17 protein-coding genes are annotated in these 22,005 nt (G+C 36.4%); all 17 read left to right on the plus strand.

The features are described 5' to 3' along the window. The first annotated feature begins 587 nt into the window (after positions 1-587). Positions 588-1,364: a glucose-1-phosphate cytidylyltransferase gene (rfbF, locus tag PN497_RS14655; RefSeq protein WP_096570749.1), complete on the plus strand. Its 777-nt coding sequence runs from the start codon at positions 588-590 to the stop codon at positions 1,362-1,364. 211 nt (positions 1,365-1,575) lie between these two features. Next, a complete protein-coding gene (gene lhgO / locus PN497_RS14660) occupies positions 1,576-2,787 on the plus strand; it encodes an L-2-hydroxyglutarate oxidase (protein ID WP_096570754.1) in 1,212 nt (403 codons plus the stop codon). Positions 2,788-2,940: 153 nt separating this feature from the next. Further along, complete coding sequence (locus tag PN497_RS14665) at positions 2,941-3,969, plus strand: NAD-dependent epimerase/dehydratase family protein (protein WP_096570755.1); 1,029 nt, start codon at positions 2,941-2,943, stop codon at positions 3,967-3,969. Positions 3,970-4,091: 122 nt separating this feature from the next. Beyond that, positions 4,092-5,111 (plus strand): glycosyltransferase family 2 protein, encoded by a 1,020-nt coding sequence (locus PN497_RS14670; protein ID WP_096570757.1) that lies wholly within the window; start codon positions 4,092-4,094, stop codon positions 5,109-5,111. Positions 5,112-5,113: 2 nt separating this feature from the next. Further along, positions 5,114-5,956, plus strand: a complete 843-nt coding sequence (locus tag PN497_RS14675; protein ID WP_096572781.1) for a phytanoyl-CoA dioxygenase family protein — start codon at positions 5,114-5,116, stop codon at positions 5,954-5,956. Positions 5,957-6,011: 55 nt separating this feature from the next. After that, positions 6,012-6,950 carry a glycosyltransferase family 2 protein gene (locus PN497_RS14680; RefSeq protein WP_096570759.1) on the plus strand — a complete coding sequence of 313 codons (939 nt, stop codon included), beginning with the start codon at positions 6,012-6,014 and terminating at the stop codon, positions 6,948-6,950. 121 nt (positions 6,951-7,071) lie between these two features. Further along, entirely contained in the window at positions 7,072-7,617 is a 546-nt protein-coding gene (gene rfbC, locus PN497_RS14685) for a dTDP-4-dehydrorhamnose 3,5-epimerase (RefSeq protein WP_096570761.1), read from the plus strand. Between the two features lies 1 nt (position 7,618). Beyond that, positions 7,619-8,932: an NAD(P)H-dependent oxidoreductase gene (locus PN497_RS14690; protein ID WP_096570763.1), complete on the plus strand. Its 1,314-nt coding sequence runs from the start codon at positions 7,619-7,621 to the stop codon at positions 8,930-8,932. A 641-nt stretch (positions 8,933-9,573) separates the two neighbouring features. Continuing rightward, positions 9,574-10,674, plus strand: a complete 1,101-nt coding sequence (locus tag PN497_RS14695; RefSeq protein WP_096570767.1) for a glycosyltransferase — start codon at positions 9,574-9,576, stop codon at positions 10,672-10,674. A gap of 350 nt (positions 10,675-11,024) precedes the next feature. Next, positions 11,025-13,256 carry a GumC family protein gene (locus PN497_RS14700; protein ID WP_096570769.1) on the plus strand — a complete coding sequence of 744 codons (2,232 nt, stop codon included), beginning with the start codon at positions 11,025-11,027 and terminating at the stop codon, positions 13,254-13,256. 946 nt (positions 13,257-14,202) lie between these two features. Beyond that, positions 14,203-14,919 carry a heterocyst development glycosyltransferase HepC gene (gene hepC, locus PN497_RS14705; RefSeq protein WP_096570771.1) on the plus strand — a complete coding sequence of 239 codons (717 nt, stop codon included), beginning with the start codon at positions 14,203-14,205 and terminating at the stop codon, positions 14,917-14,919. A gap of 5 nt (positions 14,920-14,924) precedes the next feature. Beyond that, positions 14,925-16,775: a heterocyst formation ABC transporter subunit HepA gene (gene hepA, locus PN497_RS14710; protein WP_096570773.1), complete on the plus strand. Its 1,851-nt coding sequence runs from the start codon at positions 14,925-14,927 to the stop codon at positions 16,773-16,775. A 50-nt stretch (positions 16,776-16,825) separates the two neighbouring features. Further along, on the plus strand, positions 16,826-17,683 hold the full coding sequence (locus PN497_RS14715; protein ID WP_096570775.1) for a hypothetical protein: 858 nt from the start codon (positions 16,826-16,828) through the stop codon (positions 17,681-17,683). 44 nt (positions 17,684-17,727) lie between these two features. Further along, on the plus strand, positions 17,728-18,924 hold the full coding sequence (locus PN497_RS14720; protein WP_096570777.1) for a glycosyltransferase family 4 protein: 1,197 nt from the start codon (positions 17,728-17,730) through the stop codon (positions 18,922-18,924). Beyond that, positions 18,887-19,873: a glycosyltransferase family 2 protein gene (locus tag PN497_RS14725; RefSeq protein WP_096570779.1), complete on the plus strand. Its 987-nt coding sequence runs from the start codon at positions 18,887-18,889 to the stop codon at positions 19,871-19,873. Before PN497_RS14720 ends, PN497_RS14725 begins: the two co-directional genes overlap by 38 nt. A 30-nt stretch (positions 19,874-19,903) precedes the next feature. Further along, positions 19,904-21,103, plus strand: a complete 1,200-nt coding sequence (locus PN497_RS14730) for a glycosyltransferase family 4 protein (protein ID WP_096570781.1) — start codon at positions 19,904-19,906, stop codon at positions 21,101-21,103. Next, positions 21,021-21,953 (plus strand): glycosyltransferase family 2 protein, encoded by a 933-nt coding sequence (locus tag PN497_RS14735; RefSeq protein WP_096570783.1) that lies wholly within the window; start codon positions 21,021-21,023, stop codon positions 21,951-21,953. Before PN497_RS14730 ends, PN497_RS14735 begins: the two co-directional genes overlap by 83 nt. Positions 21,954-22,005 lie beyond the last annotated feature (52 nt).

Raw genomic sequence — 22,005 nt, forward strand, 5'->3', positions numbered from 1 at the left:
CTCAGGACAGGCTCAGGACAGGCTCAGTACAAGTCGCTCAGTACAAGTCGCTCAGTACAAGTCAAAATAGCTAAAACCCTTTACCTGTAAAGTTTTCGGATTTATATGGCTAACGCCACGCTACGCTATCAGCAAACCCTAATTAGCACGGCTAAACCCCTACAGACTCCTGACTTTTGTGATACTAGCATTTTTTTGTTTGTTAAGAAGAAATCATACTTCTGGAGGTAGGCAATGTCTGATGCTAGTTATTTTATATTAGTTGATTTTTTGGATTGTATAAAACTAAAATTTTTCTTACTGTAATTCATGATTTTTTTACATATAAATTGTTTTAAATTTACTTGTTCTTCATAATTATTCAGCATTTTACAGTTAAATTAATTTTAGATTCTTTCTAGGGAAAAATATAAAAATTCGTAAGGATTCAAATTCTAGAACGAGAATTGTAGATGTGTTGCGGCTAATACGCTCAAAATCATGAATCTTGAATTCTTACAGAAGTTCATTGTTTCTCTATTTCCTGTACATTCTCTTCATCCCGAACTCAAATCATCACCTATTGGCAAATTTTTGAGGTAAATTGCATGAAAGCAGTAATTTTGGCTGGGGGTCTTGGTACACGCCTCAGTGAAGAAACCAGTATCAGACCGAAGCCAATGGTTGAGATAGGAGGTAAGCCGATTCTTTGGCATATCATGAAGATATATTCGGCTCATGGTATTAATGACTTTATCATTTGTTGCGGATACAAAGGTTACATCATCAAGGAATATTTTGCTAACTACTTCTTACATATGTCCGATGTAACTTTTGACATGAGATTTAACCAGATGAGTATTCATTCTGGATATGCTGAACCTTGGCGTGTTACCTTAGTCAATACAGGTGATAATACCATGACTGGTGGACGTTTAAGAAAAGTGAGAGAACACATTGGTAATGACACTTTTTGCTTTACCTATGGTGATGGTGTCAGCGATATAAATATCACCGAATTAATCAAATTTCATAAAGAACAAAAAAGTTTAGCTACACTGAGTGCAGTACAGCCAGCAGGACGGTTTGGAGCAATTTCTTTAGGACAAGAACAAACTAAAATTACCAGTTTTAAAGAAAAACCAGAAGGTGATGGTGCTTGGATCAATGGTGGTTATTTTGTTCTTGAACCAGAAGTAATTAATTTTATTGCTGATGACTCCACAGTTTGGGAGAAAGAACCATTAGAGAAGTTAGCAGAAATGGAACAATTATCAGCTTTCAAACATGATGGATTTTGGCAACCAATGGATACTTTGAGAGATAAACAATATTTAGAGGAGCTATGGAAAAATAATCAAGCTCCTTGGAAAGTGTGGGAATAAGAATTTTAGATTTTAGATTTTGGATTTTGGGTAAATATTCAGGATAATACAGGATGCAGAATAAATTAGAGTTTTTGATTCATTTTTGATCATTGATTTCATTGATGAAAAAACTTGATTCTGTGGATTCCTGGGACAAATAAATATTCTGACTCCTGACTCCTGACTCCTGACTCCTGACTGTAGATTTTAGATTGAGGAACAATTAATCATGTATGATTTTGCCATTATCGGCGGTGGAATAGTAGGACTATCTACAGCGATGGCTTTAGGTTCACGCTATCCTGATGCGAGAATTTTAGTATTAGAAAAAGAAAGCCAATGGGCATTTCACCAAACCGGTAATAATAGCGGTGTAATCCATTCAGGAGTTTACTACAAACCAGGTAGTTTTAAAGCGAAATTTTGCCGTGACGGTAGTCGCTCAATGGTAGAATTTTGTCAAAAGCATAATATTGATCATGACATTTGTGGTAAGGTAATTGTTGCCACTGATGATACAGAATTACCGGGTCTGGAAAAACTTTACCAAAGAGGTTTAGAAAATGGTATAGAAGTCAAAAGAATTAGTCCTGAAGAAGTTCGAGAAATTGAACCTCATGTGAGTTGTGTAGGTGCAATTAGGGTATTTTCCACAGGAATTGTTAATTACAAACAAGTTTGTTTAAAATACGCTGAACTGATAAACAATCAAGGGGGAGATTTACGCCTCAATACCAAAGTTATGGAAATCTCCCGGAGTGGTACAAATCATATATTAGAAACTAATCAGGGGAGTTTTGAAACAAAATTTGTGATTAATTGTGCCGGATTACATAGCGATCGCATTGCAAAATTAGGTAAAGCTAACCCTGAAGCTAAAATCGTTCCCTTCCGGGGCGAATATTATGAACTCACCCCCGAAAAACGCTATTTGGTCAAAACTCTCATCTATCCAGTTCCTAACCCAGAATTTCCCTTTTTAGGTGTGCATTTTACCCGCATGATTGATAACAGTGTTCATGCTGGTCCCAATGCAGTTTTAAGTTTCAAAAGAGAAGGTTACAAAAAAACCGACTTTAACTTAAAAGACTTTACAGAAGTAATCACCTATCCTGGTTTTTGGAAACTAGCAGCAAAACACGCAGATGAAGGAATTAAAGAAATAATTCGCTCCTTTAGTAAAGCTGCTTTTGTGAGAAGTTTACAAAAACTCATTCCCGAAGTGCAAGCAGAAGATTTAGTCCCTACCCATGCAGGAGTTCGCGCTCAAGCATTAATGAACAATGGTTCTTTAGTTGATGATTTTTTAATCATTCAAGGTGAAAACTCTGTTCATGTTTGCAATGCTCCCTCACCCGCAGCTACATCTTCTTTAGAAATTGGTAAAGCAGTAGTTAACCAAATTCCAGAACAAGCTCATTTAAAAAGCTTAGTTGCTTAAAATCCAGATCAGGATTTTTGGAAAAATCATCTCAATTAACCCGCATTTTAGATTAACTTCTAGATTAACTTCTAGATTAAATTGCGGTTAATTATTCATGCTCTAAATTCAGCATAAAAAACATAATTGCACACCTGGAAAAATTTAAAAGCCATGAAAATATTAGTCACAGGAACAGAAGGATATTTAGGTTCTTTATTACCTCCCTTATTAACAGCAAAAGGTCATGAAGTTATCGGAGTAGACACAGGTTTTTATAAGGTAGGTTGGCTATATAACGGAACTGAAATCACAGCTAAAACCCTCAACAAAGATATTCGTAATATTGCACCTGAAGATTTAGAAGGTGTAGAAGCAATTGTTCATATGGCGGAACTTTCTAACGATCCTACCGGACAATTAGCACCTCATATTACTTATGAAATTAATCATTTAGGTTCTGTAAGATTAGCTAACTTAGCGAAAACAATGGGTGTGCGTCGCTTTATTTATATGTCTTCTTGCAGCGTTTACGGTGTAGCTAGTGAAGGGGATGTAACCGAAGAATCACCTGTAAATCCTCAAACAGCTTACGCTGAATGTAAAACATTAGTAGAAAGAGATATTAAACCATTAGCTGATGATGATTTCTCTCCTACCTTCATGCGAAATGCTACCGCTTTTGGTGCTTCTCCCAGAATGCGATTTGATATTGTTTTAAATAATTTGTCTGGTTTAGCTTGGACAACAAAAGAAATTAAAATGACCAGCGATGGTACACCTTGGCGGCCATTAGTTCACGCTTTGGATATTTGTAAATCCATTGTTTGTGCGTTAGAAGCACCCAGAGATATTGTCCATAATCAAGTTTTTAATGTGGGAGATACACAAAATAATTATCGGGTGAAAGAAATCGCCGAAATTATTGCTGATACTTTTCCTGGTTGTAAATTAACCTTCGGTGATAACGGTTCAGATAACCGTAGTTATCGGGTATCTTTTGAGAAAATAAATACAATTTTACCAGGATTTAAGTGTGATTGGAATGCTCAAAGAGGCGCTCAACAGTTATTTGATTTATTCCGGCAAATCGACATGACTGAAGATACTTTTTTGTTTAGAGGGTTTACCAGATTAAAGCAATTAGAGTATTTAATTCGTACTCAGCAAATTGATCATGATTTTTTCTGGACTACTAAATAAACTAGGCATTTATTAAGAATCAACTTAAATTTCCGAATCAATATTTTTGGTTCGGAATTTTATAAGCATTTCCCATCTGTGCTGTCAATAATAAACTAGGATTTTAGGAGAAATATTCCACTATGAATAAATTACTGACTATTGCTATTCCCACTTATAATCGTGCAGATTTACTAGATAAGCAACTAGAGTGGTTATCTCAAGCTATTAAAGGTTATGAATCTGAGTGTGAGATATTTGTTTCTGATAATTGTTCTAGTGATCACACTCAGGAAGTTATCCAAAAATGGCAAGAAAATATCAAAAATGTTAATTTTAAATCTAATAGACATATTGAGAATTTGGGCGTAATGAAAAATATCATGTATTGCCTAATTTCTGCAACAACTAAATATGTTTGGACAATTGGCGATGATGATCCAATCCAAGATAGAGCAATTGGTTATGTGCTAGATAAACTGAAAAAACATCAAGAATTATCATTATTATTTCTCAATTTTTCTGGCAGAAATAAAATTACTGGTGAAGCAGTACATCCACCGACAATAGTTGGTAATCGTTGGTTTGATGTTGATAATGAAGATGGTACAGGAGATGGTAAAACGATATTTGAATATTGTTTGACTAAAAGTGTAGGAGCAGTTATTTTTTTGTCATCCTCAATTTACAGAACTAACTTAGTAAAACGCGCTCTGCAAATTTGGCCAAATGCTATTAATAATTGGATATCTTTAGCATATTTAGCTGGTTATTGTGCTGCTAATGGCAAAGTAATAGTTAGTAAAGAGACTTATTTAGAATGTATTGTTGGTGTCAGTTATTGGCAAAAAGAAGAAAAATCTGCGCTGTTAATGCAGTATAAACATATTCCCGAAGTGGTTTTAAAGCTGCACGAAAATGGATATTCTAAACGATTCTATGCCCAAATGATGGTACAGAACTTTCAACAAGTTAATTTAAAAGTCTTCTTGGGTGCTTTGAGAAGATGGCCAATTTCTGCTATTCAAACAGTTGTTCCTTTTTTAGCTGTAGTCAGTATTTCTGCTGTAGAAGTTATGGCTGCTCCTGAAGTAAAAATTGCTGAATGTCATCATCAAACATCAAGTCAAATTGTTCGCAGAAAGAATAATTCGGTATCATGACTATGTTAGAAACTCTTAAAAACAAAATAAATACGCTCACCTCTGAGTTAAATTATCGAGTAGCATTAGCTAAACATAAGCACAATTTACCTGTGTTATGTTCTGGGGAACAATTAATTGCCCAAACCCTAAAAAGAGAAGGTGTTTACATTACTTCCTTAGAAGATTTAGGATTACCATCAACTGCACAAATGTTAGAGAGTGCTAACTATTATGCAGCAACCATGAAAAGTCCTAGAAGTGTAAAATCAGGGTATAGTTTACCCCAAATTTATACAGTTACAGACTTACCAGAATTTTTTACCTGGGGCATTGAAAAACGGTTGCAAAATATCATCGAAAACTATATAGGTTTACCTATAGCTTTTCATGGTGTTCATGTCAGAAAAGATTTTCCTAATGAGCAGCAATCACAAACATTACTGTGGCATAAAGATTCAGAAGATCGCCGGATGATGAAAGTGATTATCTATTTACAGGATGTGACTGAAAAACATGGTGCTTTTGAATATATACCCTTGCCAAAAAGTCCTAGAGAATTTTTTAATTATTATCGGGTAGATTATGCTTTATGGAAGTCTAATTTTTTAGGGATTAATGATCAACAAATGATGAATTTTATTCCTAAAAACGAATGGAAATATTGTACAGGGAAAGCGGGAACTGTAATTTTTGTAGATCCCAGAAATGTTTTACATCATGGTACTGTCAGAAGCGAGGAACGTTCAACGGTGTTTTTTGTATACACTGCTAACCCACCAAAACATCCAGAAATTTGTAGTCAATACCATGATGATACTTTCATCAAACCAAGTCAACAATCAATAGCTAGTAGCTTAGGTTAAAGATAGAAAATAATAGGCAAAAACATTCGCGCTCTCGATAATTAGGTGCTCTACCATGAATACTCTACTGACAATTGCTATCCCTACATACAACCGTGCCGACTTACTAGACAAACAATTAGCTTGGTTAGCTAAATCTATCAAAGGTTATGAATCTGAATGTGAAATTATTGTTTCTGATAACTGTTCACCAGACCATACACAAGAAATAATCAAGAAGTGGCAGTTGGTTTTAAAAGATACAAAATTTCATGTGAACAAAAATAGTGAAAATATTGGTGTAATGCGAAATATTGCTTATTGCCTAAATGCAGCAACAAGCAAATATGTTTGGACTGTTAGCGATGATGATAGAATTGCTGATCAAACAGTATCTTATATCTTAGATACCTTGAAGCAAGATCCAGATTTAACATTACTAATTCTGAATTTTTCCTGTCGTCATGAAGTAACAGGTGAATTATTATATCAACGCTGTTATGAGCGTGATAATGAAAAAGTTGAGTATGATGGCAAAGCAGAATTTGAGCGTTGTATACAGGAAAATCGCTCTGGTGTACAACTGATGTCTGCTCTAGTATACAGAACAGAATTAGCTCAGGGCGCTCTGCAAAAATGGCCTAATGGTGTAGATAACCTAGACTATCAGGTTTATTTAACTGGTTTTTGTGCTTTTCATGGCAGTGTCAAAATATCCAAGGATACTTTTTTGGAAAATGCTTTTGGTGCTAGTCACTGGATGCTAAAACCAAAAGTATTGCTGAAAATGCAATATACTTATTCACCCCAAGTTAATGTCAAAATCCAGGAGATAGGATACTCTAAAATGTTTTGTAGTAAATTAGTTATTCAGCATTTTACTAATAACAGTTGGCGAGTTTTCTTTGGTGCTTTAAAGAGATGGCCTATCATGGCAATTACCACAATAATTCCTTATCTTGGCTTAGTGATTAGGTCAGTTTTTGAAAGTGCTATTGCACACCAAGAGACTTAAATTATAACATTCTCATAGACAGTCATGGGAAATTTAAGTAATAACTAAATTTCCTACATATCTTGGTAGTGAATAGCTATGTAGCAACCAATTGCCTTAAAAATTCATAAGGAGTTAATCTATGAAATTTACCCAAACTTCTCTCAAAGATGCCTTTATTATTGACTTAGAAGAAAAACCAGATCATCGTGGTTTTTTTGCTCGAACTTTCTGCGCTCAAGAATTTGCGGAACATGGTTTAAAGCCAACTGTTGCCCAATGTAATCTTTCTTTTAATCATAAAAAAGGTACATTGCGAGGAATGCACTATCAAATTGCACCCGCAACAGAAACAAAATTAATTCGTTGTACTCAGGGGGCAATTTATGACGTAATTATTGATATGCGTCCTGAATCTCCTACTTATCTGTCGCATATAGGTGTAGAACTGAGTGCAGAAAATCGCCGCGCTTTATATGTACCAGAAATGTTTGCTCATGGCTATCAAGCCTTAACAGATGGAGCAGAAGTTGTTTATCAAGTGGGTGAATTTTACACCCCTGGTTATGAGCGTGGTTTGCGGTTTGATGATCCACTTTTAGATATTTCTTGGCCTTTAGAAGTAACAGAAATATCTGAAAAAGATCGCAATTGGCCTTTATTGGAATCTATTTTAATAGGAGTTTAAGATGATTATTGTTGATCAAGCTTTAAAAGCCCGTGCAGAGTTAGGAAAACCTGTAAAAGTAGCGATGATTGGCGCTGGTTTTATGGGTCGGGGAATTGCCAATCAAATTATTAATTCTGTTCCCGGAATGGAATTAGTTGCGATTGCAAACCGACACATTGATACAGCGAAAAAAGCTTATTTAGAAGCAGGAATTGAGAATTTTCAAACTGTTTCTAGTGTAGTAGATTTAGAAGATGCGATCGCTCAAGGTGGATATGCAGTAACAGAAGATGCAATGTTACTGTGTGCAGCAGAAGGCATAGACGCAATCATTGAAGTCACAGGAACAATTGAATATGCTGCTCATTTAGTGATGAGAGCGATCGCCCATCAAAAGCATATCATTTTAATGAATGCAGAATTAGATGGAACAATTGGACCAATTCTCAAAGTTCATGCAGACCGCGCTGGCGTAATTTTAACAGCTTGTGATGGTGATCAACCAGGGGTAGAAATGAACCTCTACCGCTTTGTGAAAAGCATCGGTTTAACACCCTTATTGTGTGGCAATATTAAAGGTTTACAAGACCCCTATCGTAACCCTACAACTCAAGCCGGTTTTGCTCAACGTTGGGGACAAAATCCCGCAATGGTGACAAGTTTTGCAGACGGTACAAAAATTTCCTTTGAACAAGCAATTGTTGCTAACGGCACAGGCATGAAAGTTGCAAAACGGGGAATGTTAGGCTATGAATACACAGGTCATGTTGATGAAATGACCAAAATGTATGACATAGATCAACTCAAAGAATTAGGCGGTATTGTTGACTATGTAGTAGGAACAAAACCCAGTCCTGGAGTATTTGTTTTTGCTACCCATGAAGACCCCAAACAAAGACATTATCTGAATCTTTATAAATTAGGTGAAGGACCCCTTTATAGTTTCTATACTCCCTATCACCTTTGCCATTTTGAAGTACCCCTTTCCGTTGCGCGTGCAGTATTATTTCATGATGCTGTATTAGCTCCCCTAGCTGGTCCAGTGGTAGATGTAGTTGCTACAGCCAAAATTGATTTAAAAGCTGGAGAAACACTAGATGGCATTGGTTATTATATGACCTATGGACAATGTGAAAATTCAGAAATTGTGCAGCGAGAAAATTTACTACCAATGGGGATAGCAGAAGGATGTCGCTTAAAGCGTGATATTGAGAAAGATCAAGTCCTCACTTATGATGATGTAGAACTACCAGAAGGTAGACTTTGTGACAGATTACGTGCTGAACAAACAGCTTATTTTGCTCCTGCGAAAACTTTAGTAGGTGTCAAATAAAGTAAAAAATTAACCATAAAACGTAAGCATTCAGTAGTCAGTGAAAAAGAAGAAAATCATCAATAACAGCTGATTACTGATAGCTGAATACTTACATCAAAACTGAAATTTAGCCCCCTTGTGTTGGGGGCTGAAAATTTTTTATCACTAAGATTTGAACAAATTGATATTTTTGTTCAAAGCGAGCAAATCAATCAGACTTGACCTGGTATTCTGTTACAACTTCCAGTTTGATCGGAAAAATTAAAATTTTTATTAACAAGTATCTACCTAGTTGAAAAAACACCAAAAGCGAAATATCAACATATCTATATAGTAGATTTTTCGTGGTTTGCCAATGGTATTGTCAAATCCCTTTGGTTGTACTAATTACTAACACTATAAATGCCTGATTAAGTAATGTAATTGAATGTACAAACCTTGTGGGTTTTGCCATTCATCAAATTAGCAGTGCGATAGCTAGACTAACCAAAGCTATCAGACACTTGGTACACTGACGTTGCAGCTTGTAACTACCTAAGGACGGGTTTAGTACAGACATAATACTGCTATAAACATAGAGATTATTAACATCTGTACACCCTGATGCAACAGCCAATAATTTAGTCAAATAGTCAACACTATCATATAAGGCATCATCCATGAAAATAGCTCTAGTCCATGATTACTTAACCCAGCGCGGTGGGGCAGAGCGAGTGTTTGAATTGCTTTGTAAACGCTACCCCGAAGCCGACATTTTCACATCCTTGTATGATCCTCAAAAAACAATTGATCTGGGTGAACGTTTAGTTAAAACAACTTTCTTACAAAATATTCCCGGTGCTGCCAAGTATTTTCGTGTGATGGCTCCTCTTTACTTTCCTGCCTTTCGAGCCTTAAATTTAGAAGACTACGATTTAATTATCAGTAGTAGTACAAGTTTTGCCAAAGCAGTGCGTAAAAAACCACAGGCAAAGCACATTTGTTTCTGTCATAATGTCACTCGTTTCCTATGGGATACAGAAACTTATTTAAGGGAGTATGGAGACTATCGCTATTTTGCCCCCTTAATTGAAAAAATATTTGCAATGATGAGAAATGTAGACTTGAAATATTCTCAAGAACCAGACCTCTACATTGCTAATTCCAGCGTTGTTGCCCGTCGCATTCAGAAAATTTACGGCAAACAAGCAATTGTGATTAATTATCCAATTGATACCAATCAGTTTGTTTTTTCTGATACTAAGGAGGAATACTACTTGGCATCGGCGCGGATGATAAGTTATAAACGTCTTGATATCATAGTCGAGGCTTTTAATTGGTTAGGGTGGAATTTATTAATATCAGGTGACGGACCCGAACTAGAAAGGTTAAAATCCAAAGCATTAGGCAATATTGAATTCTTAGGCCATGTTAGTGATAGCCAACGTAAAGACTTATTTTCCACAGCCAAGTCTATTATTGTTGCAGCTTTAGAAGACTATGGATTAGTTCCAGTAGAAGCAAATGCTAGTGGAACTCCAGTAATTGCCTATGGAGCCGGTGGGGTATTAGATACTCAGATCCCTGGTAAAACGGGAGTTTTTTTTAAGAGACAAACACCCGATTCTCTACAAGCCGCATTATTAGAAGCTAGAGGCATATCTTGGAATTACGAAAATATTCGTAATCATGCCGTAAACAATTTTTCAGAACAAGCATTCTTCTCTAAAGTTGAGGATATTCTTGTTCAATTTGCTGGTGTGCATCACTCATTTATTTAACTTATTAGGTAAGCATTCAGCTATCAGCAGTTAGCAGTCAGCTAAAACTCCTTTTCAGGCTAATTTTCCAGGAATTTTAGGGGAGACTGACACCAAAATCAATTCCTAATTCCTCACTGAAAATGCTTATAAATCCCAGATAATAGCTGATTACTGATTACTGACGGCTGAATATTTACCTTGTTAGCTTGACCCTTAAACAATGGAAAATGAACAGTGAACAATTGACAATTACCTCTGGAGCAAATGAAAAAACTGTCAATTGTCAATTGTCAATTATCAATTATCAATTACCAATTGATAAAGGGTAGCAAACTACGCATAGCGTCTCCCACAGAAGGATAATAAAAGTGGTTCAAACTAGTCTAAATCCCCAGATAACTCCAGTAGCAGATCAAGAACCAGGTTATGGACAAATGCTGGCTGTGTTTGTCAGGAGATTCCCCTGGGTTGTTTTGGTATTTCTGAGTTCTACAGCTTTAGCAGGAATCATAACTTTAAAGACCAAGCCCACCTTCCAAAGTACAATGCAACTGTTAGTAGAACCTAACTATCAAGGCAAACAAGAAGGAGTAGATCCAGTAGAACGTCAGTTTACAGATTCTAACGTTGTTATTGACACAGCGACACAATTGAATTTGATGCGGAGTTCTGGACTAATCCAAAAAGCAGTTGATAAACTCAAGTCGGAATATCCAAATATCACAGCAGAGGAAGTTAAAAAATACTTAGTCGTCAGTCAAATCAAGACTCCAGAAGATAATATCGCTACTAAAATTTTTCAAGTTGACTATAGTGATGGTGATCCAGAAAAAACGCAAAAAGTGCTAACTGCCATTCGGCAAGTTTATGTTGAATATAACAAACAACAGCAGGATATACGTTTAAAAAGAGGTCTGCAAGTTATTAGAGAGCAGTTACGAAAAGCTAATGATGAGGTGAACGCATCGGAAGCCAATTTGCAACGATTTCGGAGAAACCAGAATTTAATTAATCCAGAGTTGCAGGCCAAAGCAATTGAAGAATCCTTAAATAATATCCAGAAAGAGCGACAAATAACTCGTTCTCAATATGAAGAAGCTGTGGCCAAGCAGAGGTCTTTGCAGGAACAGTTGAATCGTTCTCCTCAGAATGCCTTGGTTTCCTCCCGTCTCAGTCAGTCTACACGTTATCAAGGCTTACTCAACGAAATCCAAAAAACAGAATTAGCTTTAGCACAGGAACGCTTACGTTTTACTGATGATACTCCCGGTGTGCAGAAGCTCCAAGAACAATTGAACAGTCAAAAAGAACTTTTGCAAAAAGAAGTTAGTAGAACTTTAGGGAGACAGTCTAGCAGTGCATTCAGTTTTGCAGACAATCTGCTAGAACAAGGCCAACTGGGAGAAATTGACCTTAACCTCACAGGTGAATTAGTAGAAACTCAAACCAATATAGTTTCTTTAAGCGCCCGTGATCAAACTTTGGCAGAAAAAGAGAAAGAACTAAGAGCGCAACTAAAAAGGTTTCCTTCTCTCTTAGCTTATTACAATCGCATACTTCCCCAATTAGAATTTAGTCGGGAAAGATTGGAGCAACTGTTAAGAGCAGAACAACAATTGCGCCAAGAACTTGCCAAAGGTGGCTTTAATTGGGAAGTGGTGGAAGAACCACAAAGAGGCATACAATTAGGACCAAATCTCAAACAAAATCTTTTGTTGGGCGCAGTAGTGGGATTTATTTTAGGGGGTGTTGCAGCCTTTATTAGAGAAGCATCGGATGATTCTGTACACACTACTGCTGAATTAGAAAAACAAGTTGCTCTACCTTTGTTGGGAACAACTCCCAAATTGCCACCAGCTAAACCGAAAGAATCAATCATCAAATTGCCTTTTGGTAAACCTGAAGTTCTTGCTCCTTGGACAATTCAAGTCTTACAATCTCCACCACGTTGGGAATCACTAGACTTGATTTATAAAAATATCGAACTTCTCCACAATGTCTCTGAATTAAAATCTTTGATGGTGACATCAGCATTGCCAGATGAAGGTAAGTCAGCTTTCACTTTAGGTTTAGCTATGAGTGCGGCCAGGTTACATAAAAAGGTGCTTTTAATTGATGCTAACCTACGTGATCCTAGCTTGCACAAACAGTTGAATCTTCCTAATGAACAAGGTTTGTCCACTCTATTATCCAGTGATGTTAGCCTTCCTCATCAAATAGGAATTCCATACTCCGGTTCATCCTATATCGACATTTTAACCGCTGGTCCAATACCTGTAGATCCGGCTCATCTTTTGAGTTCTCCACGCATGATGGAACTGATGGCAGCATTTGAAGAAAACTATGATTTGATACTCATAGATGCTCCTTCAGTTATCGGTATGGTGGATGCAATGCTGACAGCTTCATCTTGTCGGAGTGTGGTTATGGTAGCCAGCATTGGTAAGGTGACACGCAACCATTTAGCCCAAGCTACAGCAATGTTGAGCAAGTTAAATCTGATTGGGGTTGTGGCTAATGGAGTATCTAATTCTGATAGCACTTATGTTCCTTATGTCAAACAACAACAATTAGTGCTAAAAGAATTTGTGGAAAAATAGCTCAATGATTTCCACGGTTCCTTTTTGTGGCAACAATACTTTCTTTGTGAGTAAGTATTCAGCTATCAGTAATCAGTAAATGGCTATGCCACGCTACGCTAACAGCTTTCAGATGTAAGTAGAGTGGTTGTTAATAAAATCATAATTTTACTAGATTACCAGGCTTTGAGTAGATAAATTCACAGGCTGAAATTTGTGTTTTTGTGAGTTTTGCTGATAGCTGATGGCTGAATGCTTACCTTTGTGAATATTCGACTCAAAATTTGGCTTGGTAAATATGAAAAAGGTTATGGTTAAGGAAGTTAATCCTTTTACCCTTGCCTTTTTTTATCATGAAAAGACAAGAATTGAGAGTTGAGGGTTTTTCCCAAAATACCAAAAATAATTTTGCAATTATCGTCAAATAAAAAGTGTATAGATCCCCGACTTCTTCAAGAAATCGGGGATCTGGATCTGAGTTTTTTTAGTTTGAGCTACTTATAATTATATTTCTAATCCAATTAGTTAGTTTTTAAATTACAGAATTTATGTATGATGTTTAACACGAAAAAATATTGATTCATCATAGCTTAACATTATGTGTGAAAAAACCTATCTATTTAAAGACTCAATAAAGAATTGATTTAATCAGTAGTTAATTCTCGTTTTTATTATATTCTAGAAATTGAAGACAACAATTCACCAGACTGAAATTCGAGGATTCCTGTGATAGCTACAACAGTATTAAGTAGCGTCAATTAAATTAATTTAGCGAGCGTTCCTAAAGGTAATTCCACTCTACATATACCTAGAGGAAATACCAAGTTTCCTAAATCTCTATTTATCTTAATTGCTGTTGCTTAACTGTTTTTGTTGCTTTCTGTACATCTTCATATCTACAGAATTGCACAAAGGTTAACTCATATTTTTAGGTCAGTAATTGGCTACTGTACAAACGCAAATACTTATGACAACTTCAATTTTTCCTAGTTTACAAGAACACAGCACCATATCACAGTTGTCCCCAAAAAATTATCAATTACAATACTGCACACTTCAGTGGCGTATGGGTCAGCTATTGGTGAAGTCTTCTGTGAATTTACAACAACCATATTTACCTGCTCTAGATAACGAACAATTATTAGTAGAGTGTTTAAAACATTCTCCTGTTAATTTAGTAACCATAGATCCACAACTAGGTAATGCTGCATTAAAATTTTGGGCAAATGCTTGTAAAAAAGCTCAAAAACCAATATATATCAGCCCATCATCTATGAATCAATTCACAAAACAAAGTCATCAATTATTCAGGGTGATCCAAAGAATAACTGATTGGCTTTTAGCGTTAATTTTGTTGCTATTGGTTAGTCCTTTAATGCTGGGATTAACTATACTTTTGTGGTTACAATCCCCAGAATTTATTTTTTCTTATGAGTGGCAGATTGGTGAGCGGGGTAAACTATTTCAATCGCTCAAGTTTTGTACAAGGGAAAAACATAACATCTCATTTTTAGGGGTTTTAATGCGTAAATATGGTCTGGATAATTTACCTAAGTTATTCAATGTACTGCGTGGGGATATGAGTTTGATTGGCTCTCGTTGTTGGCTTTTAACAGATGCAGTCCACCTAAGTTTAGAAAATGCAGAACAACTAAATCAGCTATCGATCAATACTGCTAGATAATATCAATGAAATCTTATTTTTTTAATCCGCTTCGCTATTTTCTGAAAACCACTAAATTCTGGCAGGACAATCATTTAATTTTACGAGAGTTTAAACACTTTCGTAAGGTGACTATACTTGCCTTAGTCTTTACCTTTTTAGCAGCAACTTTTGAAGGTATAAGTATTGGCTTCTTACTGTCATTTTTGCAAAATTTAACTAATCCTAATGCTGCACCCATTCAAATAGGAATAGATTGGTTTGACCAGTGGATATTAGGAGTTAATACCTCAGCAATTAGCAGATTATATCGTGTATCTTGTCTGATTTTATTAAGTACGTGGATGCGTGCTGCTTTTAACTATTTCTCTCAAATATACACGGAATTTTGTCAATTATATCTTGGAGACAGGTTAAGAAAACAAATTTTTGAACAGTTGCAATCTTTGTCTCTGAGTTACTTTAGTACCACTCGTTCTGGGGAAATAGTTAACACAATTACCACAGAAATTGAGAAGATTAGACAGGGTTTTAGCGGGGGAGCATTTTTATTTACTAGAGGTTTGACAGTTGTTGTCTACTTCATTACAATGCTTTTACTTTCATGGCAACTGACGCTAATTGCCATATTGTTATTTACTTTGTTGGCTGTTGGGTTATCAAATCTGAATGCTAGAGTGCGAGAATCCAGTTTTGGTATTTCAGTTGCTAATGGTAATTTTACATCAATAGCCATAGAATTTATTAATGGTATTCGCACGGTTCATGCTTGTGGTACTCAGGAATTAGAACGTCAGCGGTACTATAAAGCTAGTAATCAAATAGTCAGCAGTTCAACTAAAGTTATTCTCATTTGGACATTAGTAAAACCCATTGCCGAAAGTGCAGCTACTACTGTGCTGATAGGTATGATTATTTTGGCTTTTAGTAGCTTTGTGGTGAATGGGACTTTACAAGTTAGTTCTTTGCTGACATTTTTCTTTGTACTGTTTCGTCTCGTACCATTCATTCAAGATATTAATGGCACTAGAGCTTTTCTTAACACTCTTCAAGGTTCGGCAGAGAATATTAAAAACTTGTTGAAACGAGAGGATAAAACGTACTTTGAAAACGGGACAATTGAATTTACAGGTTTGAAAAGATCAATTGATTTAGTATCTGTAAATTTTGGCTATAGTCACAATCAACAAGTGCTGCATGATATTACTTTAACAATTGAAAAAGGTAAAATGACAGCGTTAGTGGGTGCTTCTGGTGCTGGTAAAACCACAGTTGCCGATTTAATTCCTCGCTTTTATGATCCTACCGAAGGCTATATTTATGTTAATGAAATTGATGTGCGGCAATTTGAAATTAATTCTCTACGTCGCAAGATAGCTGTTGTTAGCCAGGATACTTTTATTTTCAATACTTCTGTGTGGAATAATATCGCTTACGGTACACCAGAAGCAACAGAGGCAAAAATTCGAGAAGCTGCGCGACTAGCAAATGCAGAAGAATTTATTTTAGAAATGCCAGAAGGGTTTGATACAGAATTGGGAGATAGAGGTGTACGGTTATCTGGTGGACAAAGACAGCGACTTGCTATTGCTCGTGCATTATTACGTAATCCAGAAATTTTGATTTTAGATGAAGCTACTAGTGCTTTAGATTCTGTGTCTGAGAGATTAATTCAGGAGTCATTAGAAAAGCTTGCTGTGGGTAGAACTGTAATTGCGATCGCTCACCGTCTTTCTACTATTGCAAAAGCCGATAAAGTCGTAGTTTTAGAACAGGGAAGAATTGTTGAACAAGGTCAATATCAGGAACTTATAGAACAAAAAGGTAAGCTTTGGAAATATCATCAAATGCAGTATGAATTATCTCAATCTACATAGATTAAAAACCTTTGATAACCCAATAACTTTTTGATTTTCTTGGAGAAAACATGGTTAATATAGGCTACCATTCAGCTAAACTACAGGGACAAATTATTCGCTCTCTCTACACAAAAGCGATCAAACAAATTGTCAATCGTCCCATTCATCAAAATAGAAAAGTTAATATCACTGTTTATTCCTTCTCTTGTCAACGTGACTTACCTATCCAGGTGGCAAATATTCGCTCATTCATTCGTCATGTTGGTATTCCTCATAAATTTACTGTAATTTCTGATGGTAGCTACTTACCAGAATCATGTGAACTTTTATCACAAATTAATCCTTGTGTTGATGTAGTAGAGTGGAAAGACTTGGTACAAGGTGACATACCCAAACCTATTTCCAATTATGCGCTGCACCATCCTAACCGTGCCATTATGGCATTTTGGAGAAGATTAGCAGTATTGACTTCAATAACAATTCAACAGCCAACAATTTACACTGATGCTGATATTTTATTTTTTCCTGGTGGGGAAGAAATTATTAATTTATGTCAGTCAGATGATAAATCTCCTTGGTATTTACCTGATTGTTTACCTTCCTTAGATCAACGTATTCTATTGCACGAACATGAAAAATTAAATCCGGTAAATGCAGGATTTTTCATATTAAAACAACAAATAAACTGGCAGGAATCTCTACAAAGAGTTGAACAATTAGTAGATACACCAGTTTATTTTACTGAGCAAACTGTCGTACATCTAGCTATGCACAATTCTCAAGCCCAGCCCCTAGCTAAAGACAAGTTTATTTTAAGCAATGATGACCAATTTAAATATTTAGACCATTTTGATCGCCAAAAAATTGCCTTGAGGCACTATGTCAATGATGTTAGACATAAATTTTGGTTAAATTTAGCAAATTAAGTGTTGATGCAAATTGCCCTTATTGAGTAGAGAGTAAATTTCAAATGAAGCATACATCTGTAGGTGAAAAGATACTATACCATTGTTCTGGTGTTGATATCAGAGGAAATGGGGGGATGGAAACTTACATATCTTCCTTGATCAATTTTCCTATGAATGGAGTGATGAAGACCCATATTAATTCTGTTAAGAATTTAGATCAAAGTCAATGTAAGTTACTCCACCTTCATGATCCAGAATTATTATTAGAATTGACTGGGGAATGTCCAGCAGTATTTACACTGCATAATCATTGTACTTATTGTCCCAGTGGTACAAAATATTTAGCCGATCGCCAAAAACAATGCGATCGCAATATGCACCCATTAGGTTGTACTTGGGGACATTTAGTAGATGGTTGTGGTAGTCGCAGACCACAAAGAATATTTGAGAATTTGCGGAATAGCTATAATTTTCTTAGCACTGCCAAAAAAGTCAACATTCCTGTAATTGCTAATAGTAATTATGTACGAGAACAAATTATTAGTAATGGTTTATCACCCCACCAAGTAATTACACTTCACTGCGGTGTCAAAAAGCCGATATATCCCACAGCATCTTTAACTGAAGAAATTCATCAAAATCAGCGCATTTTGTTTGTGGGTCGCATTGTCCCCGACAAAGGAATTGAATGGTTACTGAAAGCTTTAGCCAAAACTCATCCGCAAATTCATCTTGATATTGCAGGTGAAGGTTGGATAAAAAGTACGATGGAAAAATTAGCAGAAAAAATGGGTTTAAGTAATCGTATTACTTGGCATGGTTGGTGTAATAAAGACAAGCTTAAAACACTTTATCAGCAGTGTTTAGCTGTGGTTTTTCCTAGTCTGTGGCCTGAACCTGCGGGCTTAGTTACTTTAGAAGCTTATGCTCATTATCGTCCGATAATTGCTAGTGTTGTTGGTGGAATACCTGAATATGTGCAAGATGGGAAAACAGGAATCCTTGTACCAGCTAATGATACACGAAAATTAGCAGATGCCATCAACCAACTAGCTACAAATTACCATCAAAGTCGAGGCATGGGCGAACAAGGACAAGCTTGGTTTCAACAAGAATTTACTCTGGATCTTCACATTCAGAGATTAGAAACAATTTACGCCAAAACTATCGCTGATTTTAGCTTAAAAACTAGCAGAAAAGAAAAAATAACTAACCTGAATTATGACTATAAATACTCAAATTCCCAAACCTCTGGTTAGCGTGATTATCCCTACTTATAATCGCCCAGAATACCTCAAGCAAGCAATTACTAGCGCCGTTAACCAAACTTATCAAAACATTGAAATTATTGTTTCTGATAATTGTAGTCCTGAAAATCCTGAAAATTTACTAGCATCTTTTTGTGACTCACGGATCAGATTTTGGCGACATCCAGAAAATGTGGGAATGCTCAATAATCAAATGAATGCCTTTAAAATGGCACAAGGTAAATATGTCGCTAGTCTCCATGATGATGATATGTGGCATCAAGATTTTCTAGCTAAACTTGTACCACATCTAGAAACTAATCCTCATTTGATTTTGGCTTTTTGTGACCAATATATTATTGATGGTCAAGGACAGATTAATTACCCTGGGACTGAAGAAAATTCACGAGCTTATAAACGAGATCAAATCACACCGGGAATTCACAAACATTTTATCCAAATTGGCTTAGTTGATAAAAGTATAGCTACTGCTGCTGCTGCTGTAATTCGCAATAATTTAATTAATTGGGATATGATTCCCTCAGAAGTTGGGGGAATGTGGGATTTATATTTAACTTACTTATGTTGTATCTCAGGACATGGAGTTTACTATTATCCTGAAAAATTAACATATTATCGGGAACATGAACAAACTGATACCATGCTCAGTGGTAGACGGAATATTCAAGCAAAAATTCGTAAAGCTAAAAGTGAAATTTTCTGTTACCAAACCTTTATGGAAGATAAGCATTTGCAACAGTTTCATTCACATTTTAGAAAACTCTGGTTAGAAGCACATACAACTTTAGGAATTGGCTTGATGCTAGATCAACAAACCACAGCAGCACGTTCTTATTTTTGGCAAGCATTACAGAGACAAAAATTTAATTTGCGAACTTTAATAGCTCTGACTCTCAGTTTTACACATCCCAAATTCACGCAGAAATTACTGGGTGTTTAATAAACATTTAATTAACTAGAGAGGTTATTAGTGAAACTTTGCATTGTTACCCATAAAATTCAAAAAGGTGATGGTCAGGGCAGAGTAAATTATGAAGTTGCTCTAGAAGCCATTCGTCGTGGTCATCATTTGACATTATTAGCCAGTGAAATCTCACCCGAACTAGCAGAAAATAGCCGGGTAAATTGGATTAAAATTCCTGTCAATGGATATCCTACTGAATTTATTCGCAATTTTATCTTTGCTCAAAAAAGTGGTGCTTGGTTACGTAAACATCGCCATGAAGTAGACTTAATTAAAGTTAATGGTGCAATTACTAAAGGTGCGAGTGATGTAAATGCAGTACATTTTGTCCATAATTCTTGGTGGCGATCGCCTGTACACATTTCCCGTCATCGTCAAGATTTATATGGTTTATATCAATGGCTATATACTGCCATTAATGCCTCTGCTGAAAAACAGGCATTTCGAGAAAGTAAAGTTGTAATTGCTGTATCTGGAAAAGTAGCTGATGAATTAGTAAACATTGGTGTACCCCGTGAGAAAATTCGGGTTATTGTTAATGGTGTAGACTTACAAGAATTTGCTCCCGGTATTTCTCATAGGCAAAAATTGGGTTTACCAGAAAATCTCAATTTAGCCTTATTTGCTGGAGACATTCGCACAACTAGAAAAAACTTAGATTCAATTCTGCAAGCCTTAGTAAAAGTCCCTAATTTACATTTAGCAGTAGTAGGAAAAACAGAAGGTAGTCCCTTTCCAGAATTAGCAAATGCTTTAGGCATCAGTGAACGAGTGCATTTTTTAGGATATCGAAGGGATGTAGCCGAAATTATGCGGGCTGTAGATTTCTTTGTTTTTCCTTCCCGATATGAAGCTTGCAGTCTGGTTTTATTAGAAGCAATGGCTTCCGGTTTACCTGTTATCACTGCCACAGCTACAGGAGGTGCAGAATTAGTCACACCAGAGGCAGGAATTATTTTACCGGATACAGATGACATAAATGCTTTATCTGCCGCCTTATTGTTATTAACAGATAATATACTGCGCCAACAAATGGGTAAAGCTGCTCGCACCATTGCTGAACAACATAGCTGGACAATAATGGCACAAACCTATTTAGACTTATTTACAGAGTTAATGCAAAATGAGGAACACAGTTCTCATCCCCACCTATCGCCGTCCGCAGGACTTATCACGCTGCCTTACCGCACTGCAAGCCCAAACTAAGCCAGTGGATCAGGTAATTGTCGTAGTCCGGGATACAGATACGGAAACATGGCAATTCCTGGGCGAATTTCCGCCCCACAAGCTACCATTGCAAATTGTCACAGTTACACAACCGGGAGTAGTAGCGGCTCTCAACACCGGACTGACAGCAGTAAACGGAGACATAGTTTCCATTACTGATGATGATGCTGCTCCCCATCCTGACTGGCTAGAAAAAATCACTGCCCACTTTGAAAGCGATGGTTGCATAGGTGCAGTGGGCGGACGTGACTGGATACACCAAGGCGAGAAAATAGAAAACGGTTCTTCTTCAAGAGTAGGGCGTGTACAGTGGTTTGGGCGAGTTATTGGCAACCATCATTTAGGAGTAGGAAAACCTCGTGAAGTTGATGTCCTTAAAGGTGTGAATATGAGTTTTCGCACCCAAGCAATGGGGAAATTAAGATTTGATCAACGGATGCGAGGAACTGGCGCACAGGTACATTTTGAAATGGCATTTACTCTAGCTCTCAAACGTGCAGGTTGGAAAATTATTTATGATCCTAGCGTTGCCGTAGATCACTATCCTGCCCAACGTTTTGATGAAGATCAGCGGGAAAACTTTAATGAAATTGCCTTTACTAACTTAGTTCATAATGAAACCCTAGTTTTATTAGAACATTTACCACCTTTACGCCGAATTGTCTTTTTATTTTGGGCAATCTTCATCGGCACTAGGGATAGTTTAGGAATATTGCAATGGTTGAGATTTTTACCCAGTCAAGGCATAATTGCCACTAAAAAATTACAAGCCTCTTTGCGGGGACGTTGGCAAGCATGGCAAAGTAATAAATTGATAATTGATAATTGATAATTTGTAATTCGTAATTTGTAATTTTTTCCAATCACCCATTACCCATTAC

Source organism: Sphaerospermopsis kisseleviana CS-549, from assembly GCF_028329225.1.
Classification (GTDB): Bacteria; Cyanobacteriota; Cyanobacteriia; order Cyanobacteriales; family Nostocaceae; genus Sphaerospermopsis; species Sphaerospermopsis kisseleviana.

Excerpts from the sequence above, each read along its gene's own strand:
- hepC (WP_096570771.1), top strand. The coding sequence starts at position 14,203 with ATGACAACTTCAATTTTTCCTAGTTTACAAGAACACAGCACCATATCA.
- PN497_RS14670 (WP_096570757.1), top strand. The coding sequence starts at position 4,092 with ATGAATAAATTACTGACTATTGCTATTCCCACTTATAATCGTGCAGAT.
- rfbC (WP_096570761.1), top strand. The coding sequence starts at position 7,072 with ATGAAATTTACCCAAACTTCTCTCAAAGATGCCTTTATTATTGACTTA.
- hepA (WP_096570773.1), top strand. The coding sequence starts at position 14,925 with ATGAAATCTTATTTTTTTAATCCGCTTCGCTATTTTCTGAAAACCACT.
- PN497_RS14695 (WP_096570767.1), top strand. The coding sequence starts at position 9,574 with ATGAAAATAGCTCTAGTCCATGATTACTTAACCCAGCGCGGTGGGGCA.
- PN497_RS14715 (WP_096570775.1), top strand. The coding sequence starts at position 16,826 with ATGGTTAATATAGGCTACCATTCAGCTAAACTACAGGGACAAATTATT.
- lhgO (WP_096570754.1), top strand. The coding sequence starts at position 1,576 with ATGTATGATTTTGCCATTATCGGCGGTGGAATAGTAGGACTATCTACA.
- rfbF (WP_096570749.1), top strand. The coding sequence starts at position 588 with ATGAAAGCAGTAATTTTGGCTGGGGGTCTTGGTACACGCCTCAGTGAA.
- PN497_RS14690 (WP_096570763.1), top strand. The coding sequence starts at position 7,619 with ATGATTATTGTTGATCAAGCTTTAAAAGCCCGTGCAGAGTTAGGAAAA.
- PN497_RS14680 (WP_096570759.1), top strand. The coding sequence starts at position 6,012 with ATGAATACTCTACTGACAATTGCTATCCCTACATACAACCGTGCCGAC.
- PN497_RS14725 (WP_096570779.1), top strand. The coding sequence starts at position 18,887 with ATGACTATAAATACTCAAATTCCCAAACCTCTGGTTAGCGTGATTATC.
- PN497_RS14735 (WP_096570783.1), top strand. The coding sequence starts at position 21,021 with ATGAGGAACACAGTTCTCATCCCCACCTATCGCCGTCCGCAGGACTTA.
- PN497_RS14665 (WP_096570755.1), top strand. The coding sequence starts at position 2,941 with ATGAAAATATTAGTCACAGGAACAGAAGGATATTTAGGTTCTTTATTA.
- PN497_RS14675 (WP_096572781.1), top strand. The coding sequence starts at position 5,114 with ATGTTAGAAACTCTTAAAAACAAAATAAATACGCTCACCTCTGAGTTA.
- PN497_RS14720 (WP_096570777.1), top strand. The coding sequence starts at position 17,728 with ATGAAGCATACATCTGTAGGTGAAAAGATACTATACCATTGTTCTGGT.